Origin of the sequence: Methanosarcina sp. (assembly GCF_049706645.1) — an archaeon.
Taxonomy (GTDB): domain Archaea; phylum Halobacteriota; class Methanosarcinia; order Methanosarcinales; family Methanosarcinaceae; genus Methanosarcina.
The window spans coordinates 41,938-58,393 of record NZ_JBNAKP010000024.1 but is presented as its reverse complement, the minus strand read 5'-3'; the positions used below and the strand labels follow the sequence as shown (position 1 = coordinate 58,393).

Genomic DNA, 16,456 nt, shown 5'->3' with positions numbered 1-16,456 from the left:
CAAACTGCTTCTGAGAAGTAAATTATTTTTTGAAGAGTAAATTGTTCTTAGAAAAGTAAACCGCCCCTGTATACTTATGTCTCATTCTTTTCCCTGAAACTGAGTTTTGAGGGTTTGCCTTTTGCTCCCACTACTGGCTTAGTTCCTTCATTTGCCCATTGAAGGCTTTTTATGTTATTACTGCGTAATATTTGTCATAAACATAACCATTTATGGTTTTCTTTTTCCAAGACTACTTAAACAAGCAGGTTAATTTAACTGGAATCAAGCTTTTTTTGAGGAAATCTTATGAAAGCAATAGTGATAGGGGCAGGCGAGGTTGGATATCATATCGCAAAGTTTCTCTCCCTCACACACGACGTAATTGTTGTCGAGAAAAATGAGGAGGTTGCACGAAGGGCGGATGAACTCGACGTTCAGGTTCTGGAGGGAAATGGTGCAAACGCTGATATTCTCGACAGCATCCTTCACGATGTGGACATTCTGGTTGCTGTCACGGGGGTCGATGAAGTCAATATTGTTGCCTGCATGACTGCAAAACTTATCATAAGGTCCCATCCCGGCTGGAGAGAGACCAAGACCATTGCAAGAGTAAGCAATCCGGATTACATTGATGTGCCTGTAACCTCCAGGTCTCAGGTCGGAGTCGATATCATGATCTGTCCCGAACTTGCACTCGCCTCCGAAGTTGCCGAGGTACTCTCAAGCCCGTCAGCCATAGATACTGAAGTCTTTGCCGGGGGAAAAGTTCAGATGATGGAATTTGCCATCCGTCCTGACAACAGGCTCGTAGGACAGCAGATACAGGACCTCAAGCTTGATGAGTGCTGCATTGTAAGTGCGATTTTCCGGAAAAACGAAATAATCATCCCGCATGGGGACGACAGTGTCCACGCAAACGACCATATGGTAGTTGTAGGCAAGCCCAAAGCCCTTGAAGAATTTGGCCGCATCTTCGGCAACGAGGGACCCCACAGGATCAGAATTCTCCTTATAGGCTGCGGAATTGTAGGATTTTATCTGGCCAAACTGATAGATAAAGACGAAAATGCCGATCTCAAGATTATCGAGTACAGGAAAAGCCGCTGTATAGAAGTAGCCGAGATGCTGGAAAACGCCCTCATCTTAAACGGGGACGGTACTGATGTCAGCCTTTTGAGGGAAGAGAACATCGAAGACATGGACGTGGTGCTTGCAGTTACGGACAATGACGAGAAAAATCTTCTGTGTTCGCTTCTGGCAAAGCAAATGGGGGCAAAGAAGGTCATCGCAAGAGCTGACCGTTCGGATTATGTGCCCCTTTTCGAAATGATCGGAATAGATATGGCAATCAGTCCAAGGGAAGCGACCGTAAATGAAGTCCTTAAGCTTACAATGGGAAGAGGTATCGAAAAGCTTGCCACGCTGGAAGGTGAAAAGGCAGAAATCATCGAGTACACGACCTCAAGATACTCAAAAATTATAGGAAAGTCCCTCGACAGAGTCAAGTTTCCTAAAGGTGCAATCGTCACCATGGTAGTCCATAACGATGACATCATCATACCCAGGGGAGACACCGTAATTCGGGAGGGAGATAGGGTAATAGTTTTTGCGTTATCTTCTGCGGTTTCGGCTGTGGAAAAATTTTTTAAGTAATGACTAAATAGAAAAAATTCCAAAGGGTCTAACAGCTTTTAAAACAGAGGATCCGCATGAATTTTAAAATTGTCCTGTATGTGCTTGGTGGCTTGCTCAGGCTCCTGGGGCTGATCATGATAATCCCTCTCGGAGTCGCATATTATTACGGGGAGAGTTTAACTCCGTTCCTGGTTTCGATTTTCATAACCACCCTTACAGGCTTTCTCCTGCTCTCCTATAAGACCGAAGATGAATGGATGAGAAAAGAGGGTTTCGCAATCGTTGCCCTTGGATGGCTTGCAGCTGCAGTTTTCGGAGCCATACCTTTCATGCTGGATGGGATTTCTCCTCTGAACTCTCTCTTTGAATCCATGTCAGCATTTACCACCACAGGCTCGACAATTCTAACCGACATCGAAAGTCACCCGAAAGGAATCCTTTTTTGGAGGGGCATGATGCAGTGGCTCGGGGGTATGGGCATTATCGTGCTTTTCATTGCGATCCTGCCAAAACTCGGAGTTGCGGGCCGCCAGCTTTTCCGGGCTGAAGCGCCTGGACCTACAGAAGATAAGCTCAAGCCAAGAATAAGGGAAACCGCAAGAATTCTCTGGATGATTTACTTCGTAATCTCCTTTCTGCAGGTTGTAGCTCTCCTGCTTGCAGGAGTTTCCCTTTACGATTCACTTAATCATATGTTTGCTACAATGGCTTGCGGAGGTTTCTCGAATTACGCACTCAGTGTCGGAGCTTTTCACAGCCCTCTTGTTGAGTACATAATAACTTTTTTCACGTTCGTTGCCGGTGCGAACTTTGCCCTCTACTACCGGGCAATATATGTGGATAAAAATCTCCTTTTTAAAGACGACGAGTTTCGATTCTATACCGCCCTGATCCTTGCAGCAAGCGGGCTTCTCACCTTCCTGCTCTGGCGGGACCTTGGCACAGACCTTTTTGATTCTTTCAGGTTTGCAATCTTTCATGTAGTTACAATCATGACAAGTACCGGATTTGCGACAACGGATTTCAATCTCTGGTCCGAATCCGCGAAAATGATACTTATTATAGTCATGTTCATTGGAGCCTGTGCCGGTTCTACAGGCGGAGGCATCAAGGTTGTACGTATCCTCATCCTTCTCAGGCACAGTAGAATGGAACTGTTCAAGGCCCTTCATCCGAGAGCCGTAAAAGGCGTTAAATTTAACAATAAAAACGTGCCTGAGGAGATTGTCAACTCCATTGTCTCATTTGTTGTCATATATCTGATTGTCTTTCTCACAAGCGCCCTGATTCTCTCGGTTCTGGGCATGGACATTATAACCTCAGTTACTGCATCCATAGCTACACTCGGTAATATCGGCCCAGGCCTGAATGTTGTAGGCCCGATGGGCAGTTTTGACCCTATCCCGCCCCTGGGTAAACTGGTCCTGATCGCGAATATGTGGATTGGCAGGCTTGAAGTCTATACCGTGATTTTACTCTTTACGCCTGAGTTCTGGAACAAGTGATCATAAACCTTTTCAAAAAATGCTTGACCGCAAGCCTTTTCAAAAAAGGCTTGAGCGAAAACGGCGCAACGTTTGTGATTGAGAAATACTTATAATCTCCAAGCCCTATCCGGCGTGATCACAAACCTTTTTTGAAAAGGCTTGATCGCAAACCTTTTCAAAAAAGGTTTGATCGAAAACCCCTGACAACGGCGTGATCAACCGGCGCAACGGTTGCGGCCCAACGGTTGCGGCTCAAGAGGGCTGATTTCTGGGACAGAAATTTTTCTTATTTTCCGTCTTTCCATGGTTATAAGTTCGGATTGAGTTTTTCGGTGTGCCTGGTGATTACAAAAATGATCCGGTTTTTGTCATGGGGGTTTCTGGGTGGTTATAGAGGCTGAGCGGGTTGCCGTAAGAATTTATGCTTGTGTTGAAAAAATGTAACTTAAGGGTAATTCACGGCAGTTTGCTTTTTAAGGGAATATGGGGTTACCGAAAAAAAAGAGTTTGGATGAACCCGGGATTAGAGAATTTTTTAGGGAAGGCTAAAAAAAATATAAACAAATAGGAGATGCCCGGGTTTCCGGGCGTTACATTTTGTTTTTTACTACTTCTTTTGCGGCGTCCTTGAAAAGTACTCGAAGGTCCCAGAGAAGTTTTTTGTTGGCTTTAAAGAGGGCCTGTAGCAGGTCAAGGAGGCTCATTCTGTCAAATCTTACATCTTTCAGGGAATGGGCAAGGGAATTCAGGTCCTCATCGCTTAGATTGATAAAGCAATTCTTTACGATGAGGCTCATATCGATTTCATGCCCTATGGTTGCCCTCCACGGCTTTTCATAAACTTCTTCAAGTTTCTGGAGGGAGACATCCCCTGCGGATATAGCGGTATAAGCAGCTTCTCCTGCCAGCTTCCCCGCATCCATAGCGTTAAGAATCCCGCCGCCTGTTATCGGGTCGGACTGGCGGGCAGCGTCTCCGATTAGCATCAGCCCGTTAGCAGAAGTTTTCTCAATGCTGCCCGAAACCGGAACTCCTCCGAAAACCATCTCGACTACCCTGGCATTGGGAAATTTCTTTTCCAGAAAGCTGTTAAGGTAGTCTACAGGTCTTGGCTTGAATTTTCCAGTCTTGCTCCCTAGAATTCCAATCCCTACATTGGCTTTGCCTTCGCCTTTCGGAAAGATCCATACATAGCCGCCCGGAGCAATTTCATTTCCTATGTAAAATTCGCAGTGGTCCTGGTCGATATCCGCTCCGGCTATCAGGTACTGGGTGCAGGTTTCGATGTCTATCGGCTTTAAGGAAGTATCGATACCTGCCCATCGGCCTACCTTTGATTCGACCCCGTCAGCACCTATAACTATTCCGGCACGCACATCATACGCTTTTCCAAGATGCATGAGCCTGGCTCCCCTTACGAAGCCATCCTCGATGATCAGGTCAGTTGCTCTGGTTTTTACTCTCACCTCCGCCCCGGCATTAGCAGCCTGTTCTGCAAGGGTCCGGTCAAACACCTTTCTCTCAAGGACGTAACCTACTTCTCCACCAGAGATTTCCTGTGCCATCTCTATCCTTGTACCGTCCGGGGCGTAAATAAAGGAAGCTTTAAGGTCAGCGCAAATCCATCTTTTGTCAATTTCCACATGTTTTTTGAGGTATTCTTTGTTCACGCCTTCGGCACAGCGTACAGGGTCACCTATCTCCTGGCGTTTCTCGATTAAAAGTACATCAAGCCCTTTTTCGGCTGCGGTTCTGGCAGCAATGGAACCTGCAGGACCTGCTCCTATTACTAAAACATCGTACCTGTCCTTCATTTCATTACCTCAATTGCTCCCACAGGGCAGATGCGATCGCATATCCCGCATGCCACGCACGTACTTTCATCTACTTCGACCCAGGTCTCTACAAGTTCGAGTGCTCCCTTAGGGCAGACTCCCACACAGGCACCACAGTATCCACACTTATATCTGTTTATCTTGATGCTCACCAGCTCACCTGTAACTTTTAAAGGCAAATAAGGCAATTATGGCATGTTAGGCAGTTTGGCAAATTATGGTAATTTTAAGGCAGTAATAACAGTTCTCTATCATATATTTTTTTGTTGATTAAAACTACCAGTGCCTGAAAGATTTTTCTCTTTCAACCGCTAATTTCGAGAAATCAGGGTTTTCTCCGATCTATAGAGCCACTTTTCCCGTAGACAAACTTCTTTCTTCTAAGGCATGAATTATGCCTTTCAGGTTTCCCTTCTGAAAGTCCGGAAGTTTTTAAGTTGCAGGCATAATCTTCCCTGTTATTAATAACTGCAGTGAAATCTCTTTGGTCGGCTTTCGAGTTCGGGCATAATATCGGACATGTCCACGCGATGACAAGATTGAGTTAACTGGATGGTATAATTCAGTTCAAAAAATTGAACTGAATTGTTTGCAAGCTAATTGCTCGAACTCTTAATGTTCGGACTATTAGTTTGTTTCCTTATTATTCGATTTCAAACTAACTTATTAAATTCTATTTATACTTTTTGATCCTGAAGACCGGATTGGAAAATTGGCACTTGTATTCCTTTTTTAATCTTAATATAAGGCTTCCAAACGCACTTCTATCCATCCAAAACTGATTCTCTGACCTAAAAAGCCCTATCCCACCAGTTTAGTTCCGCGAATTCAGTTATTACTTACCCCATACCAGTTTCTCTCAATTTCCATATAACCTTTCTGTTTTTTAATTTGAGAATTGTCATCCTGCTAACCTCAAACAGGAGCCAGCCTTACTCTTCCTCTGCTAATGTCAAGCCTGAACTTTTTGCTTATATAAGCTTTCGCAGCTCCGCTTCCGTGTATAAGCAGTTCGACCAGATCTTCAGGCTCATCTATATCTATACCTGCAAGGAAAGAATCATAAATTTCAACATTCTGCCCTGTTTTTTCTGCAATCGAGCAGTGCGTCAGAAAACTCGAACCATAGTATCTGACCCTGTAACCTGAAGGGCTTTTGATAAACAGTACATTTGTACCTCCGCCTTTTCCCGGTACGATACAAACATCTTCTTTTGTTGAAGTTATGCCTTTAACATGGTCCGGAGAAAGGAGGGGAAGGTCAGCCATAACAATCATAACCGGCTCCTCAGCCTGCTCAAGATACCTGTTAAGAGCTTCATTCAGGTCGTTTTTATCCAGAAGCACATTGGCCTTTGTCATACTCTCAAGCCCGTACATCGATGGACTGAGAATATCGATTGTCCCTATCCCGGCTTCCTTAAGGGTGTCTATCACCTGATTCAACATCAGTTCTACAAACTCTTCTCTCTCTTCCCGAGTCAGGACAGGGGATAATCTGGATTTTGCACTGGTTTTTTTATAAGGGATTACGGCTTTCATCTGAACTCCTGAAAATATAAGTTCGGACATAAATAACATAACATAAATATAAAACTTAATTCACTGAATTTATATAATTACTTAAAACCCACTGCACACGAACAAATCCGTTCGTCTCTCCTCTTTACCGGCTTGCAGGCTTGCTTCCAGCGCCCTAATTTACTTTGAATCGCTAATCGAATCCGGAGGGCACATGGAAATCAACACTTAATAAAACTCGTTCTCCTTAGCGAAATTCGGTTTCTTTACTTATAAATTAGCCCTCTTGAGCGAGTTGAAAAAGTAGCCTCTCTTCCCCATAAGCCGGCCCTCTTGAGCTCACTTCAGCTTTTATTCATAAATTAACCCTCTTAAGCTCACTTCAGTTTTTATTCATAAATTAGCCCTCTTGAGCTCACTTCAGTTTTTATTCATAAATTAGCCCTCTTGAGCGAACGAAGTGAGCGAAAAGGGCGGCGTACTCCCGAGGCGCAATTCGGGCCGTCCTCCCGAGACGGGACTCGGGCTGCAGAGCCGCAACTCTGCCTAGTTGAACTCGGGCGTTTATTCTCTGCTGCTTATTTTTGTTTTTCCGAAACTGGGAAGCGGGCTAACTCTATTCGGAAAACCTGGCTCCACTTTCCGGTACAGAGTATCCCTCTGCACAGGAATTCTTCCTGCCCCTTTTATCATCCATTCGAACTCGGCAGGAGACACATATTCCCCGTGGTTCCCTCCGGATGCCGTTGAGATCTGGTCTTCCATAAGCGTACCTCCAAGGTCATTTGCTCCGCATTGGAGGGCGAATTGGGCAAGTTTTTTCCCGAGCTTAACCCAGGTGGCCTGAATATTGTTTACGTAAGTGTGCAGGATTATACGGGAAATTGCAATGAGTTGCAGGTCTTCGAGTCCAGTGCTTGCGAATTTTCCGGATGCCAGCATTTTCTCTCCTATCCTGTTATTATAGGGCAAAAAAGACATAGGAATGAGTTCCGAAAATCCGCCGGTCTCTTTCTGGATTTCACGAATGATAAAAACATGATCCAGGCGTTCTTCGACCGTCTCTACATGCCCGTACATAATGGTCGCATTCGTGGAGATTCCGGTTTTATGTGCGGTCTTTATAGTATCGATCCACTGCTGAGTATTGATTTTTCCGGGACAGATTATTTTTCTCACCCTATCGGAAAGGATCTCGGCTGAAGTTCCGGTAAGAGAGTCAAGCCCGCTTTCTTTAAGCTTGCGGAGAGCCTCTTTTACGGACATGCCGGAAATCCCTGCCGCATAGTTTACTTCCATAGGCGAGAGGGCATGAATACAGAGCTCGGGAAATTCAGCTTTTATCGATTCCATAATCTCAAGATAAAATTCCATATCAATTTCCGGAATATACCCTCCCTGGACGCAAACCTCGACAACTCCGGCTTTCCTGGCCTCACCCACCTTTTTCAGGATTTCCTCTACACTAAGTACATACCCTTTTTCTGTCCTGTAGGCGCAGAATCCGCAGTTTCCTGCGCATTTATTTGTAATGTAGATATTCCGGTTCGTGACATAACTAACAGTGTCGCCTACGGCATTGGCTCGCAGGGTATCGGCAAGTTCGAATAGCTCGAACGGGCTTCCTTCAAGCAGGATAAGCGCATCCTCTTTAGTACAGTTTCCCTGATGTGCCCTTTCAAGGACATCATCGGGGACTGCTGTCGGTTTCTTCATGTACATCCCGATCATTCCTGTTTAAGCTAATATATCTACCCCGACGGATAGACTCATTCCGATACTCTGCACCCCGAGCTCTTCGGATTTCCCGAAACCAGCTCATTCACTCTTCCGTACAGAGTGGTTCTTTCTTCCGGAATCCTTCCGGCTCCATAGATCATCCATTCCAGTTCTTCTACGGATATTTCTTCGCCGTTAGAGGCTCCTGCAGATCTGGAAATGCTTTCTTCCATAAGGGTACCCCCAAGGTCGTTAACCCCACAGTGAAGGGCGAATTGGGCAAGCTTTTTCCCTAACTTCACCCAGCTTGCCTGAATATTGTCTATATGCCCGTGGAGAAGAATACGGGAAACAGCATAGTTTTTCAGGTCCTCAAGGCCATACGTGGCATATCGGCCTTCTTTTATCATTTTCTCCCCTACAGGGTTGTTATAGGGCATAAAAGGCAGGGGCACAAATTCTGTAATTCCACCTGTTTCTTTCTGGATTTCCCTGATGATCAATATATGGTCGATCCTTTCCTCCAGGGTCTCAATATGTCCGTACATCATTGTTGCAGTTGTAGGAATGCCTGCAGCATGTGCCTGGCTGACCACCTCGATCCATTCCGAGGTCTTGAGTTTCGAGGGGCAGATAATTTCCCGCACCCTGTCCGAAAGGATTTCGGCTGCAGTGCCGGGCATGGTGTCAAGCCCACTTCTTTTAAGACTTAACAGGGCTTCTTTTACCGGGATTTCGCTGATACGGGAAGCATGGTAAACTTCCATCGGCGAAAAAGAGTGGATATGCATTTCAGGGAATTCGGCTTTTATGGCTTCTACGATCCCAAGGTAAAAGTCCAGGCCCACATCAGGCAGGAGCCCTCCCTGGATGCAGACTTCGGTAGCATTTGCCTGTGCTGCTTCTCTTACCTTTGCCATTATTTCATCGAGGCTGAGAACCTTGCCTTTATTAGTCCTGAATGCGCAAAACCCGCAGGTTCCCACACATCGGCTGGTAAAGTTAATGTTCCTGTTTACTACGTAAGTAACCGTATTTCCTGCCATAAGGGAGCGAAGTTCATCCGCAAACCTGAAGAGTTCGAAAGGAGGTACCTCCAGGAGCAGGAGCCCGTCTTCTTTTGTGCTCTTCCCCTGGTATGCGCGTTCTATAAGGTCTTCGGGAATTTTGCTGTTCATTTTTCTAATTCTCCGCGTGCCCTGTTCAGGGCTGTTTCCTGTAACCTTCCGTATCCGAGAGTTGTGCTATCAGCCCGCTTATCCGGTTCGAATACCACCCTTTTCTTATATACTGAGGGTAAACTGGCAGGCGTTCTCTGAGCAGAATCGACCCGAGTTTCTCCTGCAGGTCCTTCACATCCGGCCATTCGGCTTCAGGATTAATCCAGTCAATTGTCAGTGGTGATATGCCTCCCAGGTCACTCACCCCTTTTGCGATAAGGGCTTTAGGGTCTATAAGGTTTGGGGCAACCTGCACTGCCACGTCAGGAGGGAGGAGTTGCCTGGCAAGCTTTATAGTATCAATCATTTCCTCTACCGTGGGTTCAGGAGAGTTTTCCATGGGTGTTCCTGGCTTTGGGGCGAAGTTCTGGATAATGACCTCCTGGATATGCCCGTATTCCCTGTGAAGACCCGCAATAGCCTCAAGGGACTCGATTCTATCCTTCCTTTTCTCCCCGATCCCTACAAGGAGGCCGGTGGTATAGGGAATTTGGAGCTTTCCTGCTTCCCGGATAGTCTCAAGCCTGAGTTCGGGAAGTTTGCCAGGGCAGTCTTTATGGGCATTAAGGGTTGCCGTGCTCTCAAGCATCAGCCCCATGCTTGCGTTCAAAGGCTTTAAAGCCTTCAGCTCCGAGCGCGTCATAATTCCCGCATTCGTATGAGGAAGGATTCCGATATCGATTGCATTTTCACAGAGAAAGAGAAGGTATTCCAGAGTGGAAGAATAACCGAGTTCCTTGAGCCATTCTCGGTATTCCGGCACTTCCTCCGGCGCCTCCCCAAAAGTGAAAAGTGCTTCGGTGCACCCTGCCTTTACCCCATTTTCAAGCACAGAAAGAACCTCTCCGGGCTTCATGAGCCTGGCGTCCGGCTGCCCCGGCTCCCGCCGAAAGCCGCAGTATCCGCAGCGGTTTCTGCAGATATTGGTTACAGGGATGAAAACGTTTTTCGAGTAAGTTACAAAACTGCAATTTTCTGGTGGAATGATAAAAACACCTGCTGGATTTCTTTAGCCGAGGATTTTCTTCATGGTTGCAGCCACGCCGAGAGCTACGCCTTCGACTTCGATGCCTCCTCTCCCTTTGGCTCCGTCCCCAACGACGTAGAGCTCGGGAATAGGGGTTTCGTTGCCAGGGTCCGTACCTGAGGCTGCTCTGTTTACCGGCCAGCTGTCGTGGTATGACTGGATGAGCAGGACTTCATATTTTTTGCCGGGAAAGATTTCTTTAAGGTCCTGAAGCCCGAATTCGATTTCAGCCTCGAGATTTTTCACGTTCTCAGGGGCTACGTACTGGTGGGACATTGTAAGGTGCTTGCCAGGAGGAGCTAATCTCGGGTCAACCTGGGTAACCTCGTCAATCCCATTTACCCTTTTCGCATATGGAGTCAGAAGGACGCCCGAGTGCCCTACAAGCGGCTCGTCTGCAGCAAGGCAGATCTTTATGCCGGCAGACGGCTTAAGGGTTTCAAGCCTTCTGAGGTATCCTGAAGCTTTCTCTGCTGACAGGGCCTCCCTGCAAAGGCAGGCAGTTGCAACATGCCCTAGATTGCTGATTATCAGGTCTGCTTTATGAGCCTCCTCGCCAATAAGCACGCCTGCAGCTTTTCCATTTTCCAGAAGGATTTCTGAGACCTCGGTTCTGGTCTGGATCTTTCCGCCATGTGCGGCAATTACACTTTCCAGAGCATCGATTACTCCTTTGCATCCGCCAATAGGAACGCCAGGGCCTCCGAATCTGTACATGTTTTCAATGATTTCGAAAATTTCTTCCACAGGGACTTCGTCACTTCTCAGGCTCAGCGCCCAGCCACAGAAAGCATCGGCGAATCTCACAAGCCATTCATCCTTAATCTGGGTTCTGAGCCAGGTCTGGAGAGTGAATCCTGCCGGGCGGTTCTTTCGTGTATTCACTATAAGAAGGGCGATTTTCAGGCGGTCTTTGGGCGAGAGAAGCGTGGAAAAATCGGAAAACGAAATATCCTTGAAACCTTTCCCATAATCCGGGCTGCCCTTTTTCAGGGGCACGCGCACTATTGTATTTTCAGACCTCACTATCTCTACATCAGCTCCGACTTCGCTGAGAAGTTGGGCCAGAGGGCCTGAAGGTCCGTGGGGCAGGATATGGAAAGCTCCGCTCGAAAGCTGGAAGCCTTTGTAATTCAGGTTTGTAAACCTTCCTCCGGTAATAGGAAGCCTTTCAAAGACTTCGACCTGGTATCCTGCCTTTGAGAGCCTGGCCGCACTTAAGAGCCCTCCAAGTCCCGCACCAATTACAATTGCTTTCACACCGACACCTCTATGGCCTTAACAGGGCAGTAGAGAACGCAGATCCCGCAATCTACGCAGGCATCAGTAGCTCGTGCCTTTCCTTTTACCTCTATTGCTCCTTTCTTGCAAAAAGAAGCACACTGGCCGCACCCTACACAGTTATCATTAATCTTCATGCGATTCCACCAGCTTTTCTATCATGAAAGACTTATTATAATGTATTGGTACAGTGTATTCTCAGGATTAAGTCCGGAAGCGTAATTTTCTCTTAGCCGTGAGTGCGGCAACTATATGTTGTAATCGGTGATATGTCATTTATTTATTCTCTACTACATATTTTATGCCGTGTTACTGCGGAATTCACAATTGCTTTCAGTAATATATCTCAAAAAGTAGAAATGGGATCTTTCACTCCGGAGCTTGCGGCAGGAAGATTTAGACTATATTTAGTCCTTTATTATTTTTATTTTCGAGACGGCCTGAAAAGCCTTTTATCCTCAGAATTCATCACGATTATTCGTAATATATGTGCGAACTTTTTATTCAATCTAAGATAATTAAATATTATATATAATTATTCATGTTTGCTCCGGACGTATTTATATATTCTATAAATTATTTTACTGCGGCATGGGGCTGTCCCGGGGTAATAACATAATTATGGCTTGTATATAATATCGTAAACGGGCCAATGCTTTTGCTCTGGTTTTTTAGACATATCCATATTTTAAAAGGAGACTTTTAATTATTTAGACTTAATATTTATATAATATTAATTATCTAGCAAATAATTATAAATAACCCCTCATTCATTTGCAGGACTAATTATAGAGACCTGTAATCTTAACTATTAATTATACTAATTTCACGCAATTGGATCTATACTGCCTGAAGCAGGAGTAATCCCGCACTTCTGGCAATTTATTACATAATCCCGGGTAAAGGAATCTAAATTTTCAGAGCCCGGAAGCAAATGTCTGTATACAGGAATCCTTTTATTGCAATTAAGGGCCTGTGGATTCAGGCGTTTCCAAATGGACCTGTGTCTGGACCGAAAGCGATTTCCCTAAAACCCGGGTGCTCGGACGCAGTTTTTTGTCCAAAAACCCACAATCCATGTCATGTAACGCTGCAATTCAGGTTGCTGCACTTTAATAGGTGATATTAATGTCTGGAATAATTGATAGCTACATACCAGTTGCGATATTCCTTGTCATGGCGCTTGTTATGCCTCCTATGACAATGTTTATGGTAAAGCAACTGAGTCCGAGGAGTAAGGCAGCCGGCAAATACACGACATACGAATCGGGTTCGGTTCCCACAGGGACTGCAAGGATCCAGTTCAATGTTGAGTATTATCTCTATGCGATCGCATTTGTGCTCTTTGATGTTGAGGTGCTTTTCCTTTATCCATGGGTTACGGTTTATAAGGGACACGGGATCACCTCAATCGCAGTAGTTGAGATGTTTGCCTTTGTTTTCATACTGCTCTTTGGATACATTTATCTCTGGAAGAAGGAGGCCCTTACATGGGTGAAGTGAAGGAGGAAAAAACGAGTAAATCCGATGAAACGTCTGAAGAAATCCCTGGCGTTATCACAACAACAACCAGTGCGATTCATAATCTTCTTAAGAAAACCAAGGCTCAGGATCTGATCAACTGGGGAAGGAAAAATTCACTGTGGTTTATGACCCAGCCTATGGGCTGCTGCGGAGTTGAGATGATTGCCACAGGCTGTGCTCACTATGACACTGACCGCTTCGGGATCATTCCAAGGAACTCCCCGAGGCAAGCTGATGTCATGATTATCAGCGGTTATGTGACAAAGAAATACCTGCCTTCTTTAAAGAGGCTCTGGGAACAGATGCCTGCACCGAAATGGGTCATCTGTATGGGAGACTGCTCCATAAGCGGCGGGCCTTTCTACGAATCCTACAGCACTGTGCAGAATATCGATGAAATCTTCCCGATTGATGTTTTCATTCCAGGATGTCCGCCAAGGCCCGAAGCCCTGCTCCAGGGGTTTGTGGAGCTTCAGGAAAAAATAAAGGCCAAAAAAGACCGGGGTACGGAGTATTAAGCTTACTGAGGTTCTTCTGAACTTTCAGATTCATTCGAGGGAAAATTATGGATGTTACAGAAATTCTCAAGTCATTAACAGGTACATTTCCTGAGGCAATTTCCGAAGCAACCGCAGAATCCGAAATCCGCGCCAGGGCTTACGTGGATACGGAGAAAGCGAAAGAAGTCTGCCAGTACCTTAAGGATTCCCTTCAATTCGACCACCTCTGCTCAGTCTCCGGGGTGGATTACATCAAAAGAAATGAGCTTGAAGTAGTCTATCATATTGCATCATATGACCATCCTGTGGTTCTGACGCTCAAGGCCAGGCTTCCGAGGGAAAATCCGGAAATCGAATCCATTGTATCGGTGTACTGGAACGCAAACTGGTATGAAAGGGAAACATACGAGCTTTTCGGGATTATGTTTAAAAATCACCCGAACCTGAAGCCACTTGTACTTCCCGAAGATATGCTTGGAGAATGGCCCCTCAGGAAAGATTACGAGGGCTTTCCGAATAAAACAGCCAGAAATCTGGTGTGAGGGTGAAAAATGGAAGAAAAGCTTGGATCAAATGAAATGATCGTACACCTGGGCCCTCAGCATCCCATGCAGCCCGGCCCCTTCAGGTTAAACCTGAGATTAAAAGGGGAAACAGTCGTGGATGCCGAGGTAGAACTGGGATTCATTCACAAGGGCATTGAAAAAATCCTGGAGAACAAGACTTACCTCCAGGGAATTACAATCGTGGACAGAATCTGCTACCTTGTAGCCCTTGTAAACGAGGAATGTTTTGTAGGCTGTACCGAAAAATTATTAGGTATCGAACCGCCTGAGCGGGCTCAGTATATCAGGGTTATTCTTGAGGAACTCACAAGGCTTCAGAGCCATCTGCTGGGTATGGGCGAATTCGGAGAGTTCATTGGTTTTGTTTCCATGTTCATGTACACGATCAAGGAAAGGGAAGAGGTTCTCGGGCTGATCGATATGGTAACAGGGGCCAGAATTACTCACAGCTACCTGAGATTCGGAGGAGTACGCGATGACCTTCCTGATGGCTTTAAAGACAAAGCAACTTCTGTCCTGAACAACCTCAAAAAAGCTGTTAACGACTTTGAGGAAATGTTCCATACTGACAGGATCTACAGGGAAAGGACTGTCGGAGTCGGTATCCTGACTGCTGACGCCGCAAAGAGCCTTGGGGTTTCAGGGCCTGCTCTGCGTGCAACCGGTGTACCTTTCGATATCCGGAAAAATGAGCCTTACCTGGTTTACAAAGACCTGGACTTCAAGGTCTGCACGGAAACCGCAGGGGATTGTTTTGCAAGAGTGCAGGTCAGGATTAACGAGATAAGGGAAAGCATCTACATAATAGAGCAGTGCCTTGACCAGATTCCCGGCGGCCCGCTCTTCCCGGAAGATACCCTGTATGGCAGGAGAACCCCGGTAATGAGAGTTCCGGCCGGTGAGGTATTCCACAGAGTGGAAGACCCGAGAGGGGAAATGGGAATGTATATGATCTCCGACGGCTCGGACAAGCCGTACAGGGTCAAGATAAGAGGGCCTTACTACCCTACCCTGCAAGCCCTGCCTCCCCTCATCAAAGGCACGACCGTTGCAGACGTAGCAGCAATTTCGGGCAGCATGGACGGCTGTACCAGTGAAGCGGACAGGTGATTATAATGCCGATAGAGATTCCTGAATTTATACTTCCTTTACTTCCCTGGATCCGCGGAACAGTCGGCCTTTCTCTGGTTGGAGTTATTTTCCTCGGAGCAATGGGAGCTGTGTGGCTCGAACGAAAGCTTTCTGCCGATATCCAGTCCAGGATGGGACCGTGCCGCGTAGGAAAATACGGGCTTCTGCAGCTTGTAGCCGATGCAATCAAGCTCTTTACGAAAGAAGACTTAAGACCACTGAATGCTGACAGCTTACTTTTCAATAATGCTAATATCTTTATGATTGGTTCGGTTTTTCTTATGCTGGTTGCCATTCCCGTGGGCGCGGTCTTTATCAATGGGGTCGAATACCCGCTTGCGGTCACCCAGATGGACATCAGTGTGCTTTACATCGAAGCAGTGTCTGCAATCTCGATTTTCGGGATTTTCATGGTGGCTTACGGCTCGAACAATAAATATTCCCTGCTCGGGGCTTTCCGAAACTTCGCCCGGATGGTCGGGTATGAAGTGCCTCTCGGATTAAGCGTCGTAAGTGTAGCTGTTATGACAGGTTCCCTGAATATCGTGGAAATTTCAAGATCACAGGGCATGATCTGGAATATCTTCCTGCAGCCCCTGGGATGCTTTGTATTCTTCGTATCACTTATGGCCGATATGGGCAGGCTTCCCTTTGACCAGAACGAGTCCGAAGAAGAACTTATAGCAGGCTGGATTACGGAATACTGTGGAATGCGTTTCGGGCTCGGTTTCTTTGCCGAATATATCCACATGATCCTTGGTTCTTTCCTCGTAGCCCTTCTCTTCCTCGGCGGCTGGAACGTACCTGGTTTTGTTGCAAACAATCCCGTGCTTGGCCTTATTGCCCCAACAGGTTTCCTGATTGTAAAAGTTGTCTTTGTACTTATGGTAATTATAGGTCTCAGGTGGGCTGTTCCGAGATTCAGGATAGATCAGGTTGTCGACCTGAGCTGGAAAAAACTGTTTCCTCTTGCCCTTTTAAACCTTGTCTGGGCCGTAGGGCTCGGACTCTACCTGGGAGCGTAAGAT

At 46.2% G+C, this 16,456-nt stretch carries 16 protein-coding genes; 8 read left to right on the top strand and 8 right to left on the bottom strand.

Going from position 1 to position 16,456, the window contains the following annotated elements; genetic code table 11:
* Positions 1-288 precede the first annotated feature (288 nt).
* Together trkA and ACPK8D_RS09735 are read left to right on the top strand one after the other, a co-directional pair.
* Positions 289-1,635 carry a Trk system potassium transporter TrkA gene (gene trkA / locus ACPK8D_RS09740; protein ID WP_424717657.1) on the top strand — a complete coding sequence of 449 codons (1,347 nt, stop codon included), beginning with the start codon at positions 289-291 and terminating at the stop codon, positions 1,633-1,635.
* Between the two features lie 56 nt (positions 1,636-1,691).
* Complete coding sequence (locus ACPK8D_RS09735) at positions 1,692-3,122, top strand: TrkH family potassium uptake protein (protein WP_424717656.1); 1,431 nt, start codon at positions 1,692-1,694, stop codon at positions 3,120-3,122.
* Positions 3,123-3,694: 572 nt separating this feature from the next.
* Here the strand turns inward: ACPK8D_RS09735 and ACPK8D_RS09730 are convergent.
* The 8 genes from ACPK8D_RS09730 to ACPK8D_RS09695 all read right to left on the bottom strand — a co-directional run bounded on the left by ACPK8D_RS09730 (position 3,695) and on the right by ACPK8D_RS09695 (position 11,844).
* Complete coding sequence (locus ACPK8D_RS09730) at positions 3,695-4,918, bottom strand: digeranylgeranylglycerophospholipid reductase (RefSeq protein WP_424717655.1); 1,224 nt, start codon at positions 4,916-4,918, stop codon at positions 3,695-3,697.
* Complete coding sequence (locus ACPK8D_RS09725) at positions 4,915-5,091, bottom strand: 4Fe-4S binding protein (protein ID WP_424717654.1); 177 nt, start codon at positions 5,089-5,091, stop codon at positions 4,915-4,917. Before ACPK8D_RS09725 ends, ACPK8D_RS09730 begins: the two co-directional genes overlap by 4 nt.
* 763 nt (positions 5,092-5,854) lie before the next feature.
* Positions 5,855-6,481: a 2-phospho-L-lactate guanylyltransferase gene (gene cofC / locus ACPK8D_RS09720; protein ID WP_424717765.1), complete on the bottom strand. Its 627-nt coding sequence runs from the start codon at positions 6,479-6,481 to the stop codon at positions 5,855-5,857.
* Between the two features lie 543 nt (positions 6,482-7,024).
* A complete protein-coding gene (gene cofH, locus ACPK8D_RS09715) occupies positions 7,025-8,182 on the bottom strand; it encodes a 5-amino-6-(D-ribitylamino)uracil--L-tyrosine 4-hydroxyphenyl transferase CofH (protein ID WP_424717653.1) in 1,158 nt (385 codons plus the stop codon).
* A 47-nt stretch (positions 8,183-8,229) separates the two neighbouring features.
* Positions 8,230-9,357, bottom strand: coding sequence for a 5-amino-6-(D-ribitylamino)uracil--L-tyrosine 4-hydroxyphenyl transferase CofH (cofH, locus tag ACPK8D_RS09710; protein WP_424717652.1), 1,128 nt, complete (start codon positions 9,355-9,357; stop codon positions 8,230-8,232).
* Between the two features lie 25 nt (positions 9,358-9,382).
* Entirely contained in the window at positions 9,383-10,384 is a 1,002-nt protein-coding gene (cofG, locus tag ACPK8D_RS09705; protein ID WP_424717764.1) for a 7,8-didemethyl-8-hydroxy-5-deazariboflavin synthase CofG, read from the bottom strand.
* A 24-nt stretch (positions 10,385-10,408) separates the two neighbouring features.
* On the bottom strand, positions 10,409-11,686 hold the full coding sequence (locus ACPK8D_RS09700; RefSeq protein ID WP_424717651.1) for a phytoene desaturase family protein: 1,278 nt from the start codon (positions 11,684-11,686) through the stop codon (positions 10,409-10,411).
* Positions 11,683-11,844 (bottom strand): 4Fe-4S binding protein, encoded by a 162-nt coding sequence (locus tag ACPK8D_RS09695; RefSeq protein WP_424717650.1) that lies wholly within the window; start codon positions 11,842-11,844, stop codon positions 11,683-11,685. The genes ACPK8D_RS09700 and ACPK8D_RS09695 overlap by 4 nt, the downstream gene beginning before the upstream one ends.
* An 838-nt stretch (positions 11,845-12,682) precedes the next feature.
* Between ACPK8D_RS09695 and ACPK8D_RS09690 the strand changes: the two genes are divergently transcribed.
* The 6 genes from ACPK8D_RS09690 to fpoH are packed head-to-tail and all read left to right on the top strand — an operon-like array spanning position 12,683 to position 16,453.
* Entirely contained in the window at positions 12,683-12,823 is a 141-nt protein-coding gene (locus ACPK8D_RS09690) for a hypothetical protein (RefSeq protein ID WP_424717649.1), read from the top strand.
* A 12-nt stretch (positions 12,824-12,835) separates the two neighbouring features.
* Positions 12,836-13,210, top strand: a complete 375-nt coding sequence (gene fpoA / locus ACPK8D_RS09685; protein WP_424717648.1) for a F420H2 dehydrogenase subunit FpoA — start codon at positions 12,836-12,838, stop codon at positions 13,208-13,210.
* On the top strand, positions 13,198-13,749 hold the full coding sequence (gene fpoB, locus ACPK8D_RS09680; RefSeq protein ID WP_424717647.1) for a F(420)H(2) dehydrogenase subunit B: 552 nt from the start codon (positions 13,198-13,200) through the stop codon (positions 13,747-13,749). The genes fpoA and fpoB overlap by 13 nt, the downstream gene beginning before the upstream one ends.
* A 47-nt stretch (positions 13,750-13,796) precedes the next feature.
* Positions 13,797-14,273 (top strand): F420H2 dehydrogenase subunit FpoC, encoded by a 477-nt coding sequence (gene fpoC / locus ACPK8D_RS09675; RefSeq protein WP_424717646.1) that lies wholly within the window; start codon positions 13,797-13,799, stop codon positions 14,271-14,273.
* Between the two features lie 9 nt (positions 14,274-14,282).
* Positions 14,283-15,407 carry a F420H2 dehydrogenase subunit FpoD gene (fpoD, locus tag ACPK8D_RS09670; RefSeq protein ID WP_424717645.1) on the top strand — a complete coding sequence of 375 codons (1,125 nt, stop codon included), beginning with the start codon at positions 14,283-14,285 and terminating at the stop codon, positions 15,405-15,407.
* Between the two features lie 5 nt (positions 15,408-15,412).
* Positions 15,413-16,453 (top strand): F420H2 dehydrogenase subunit FpoH, encoded by a 1,041-nt coding sequence (gene fpoH / locus ACPK8D_RS09665; RefSeq protein ID WP_424717644.1) that lies wholly within the window; start codon positions 15,413-15,415, stop codon positions 16,451-16,453.
* The last annotated feature ends 3 nt before the right edge of the window (positions 16,454-16,456 follow it).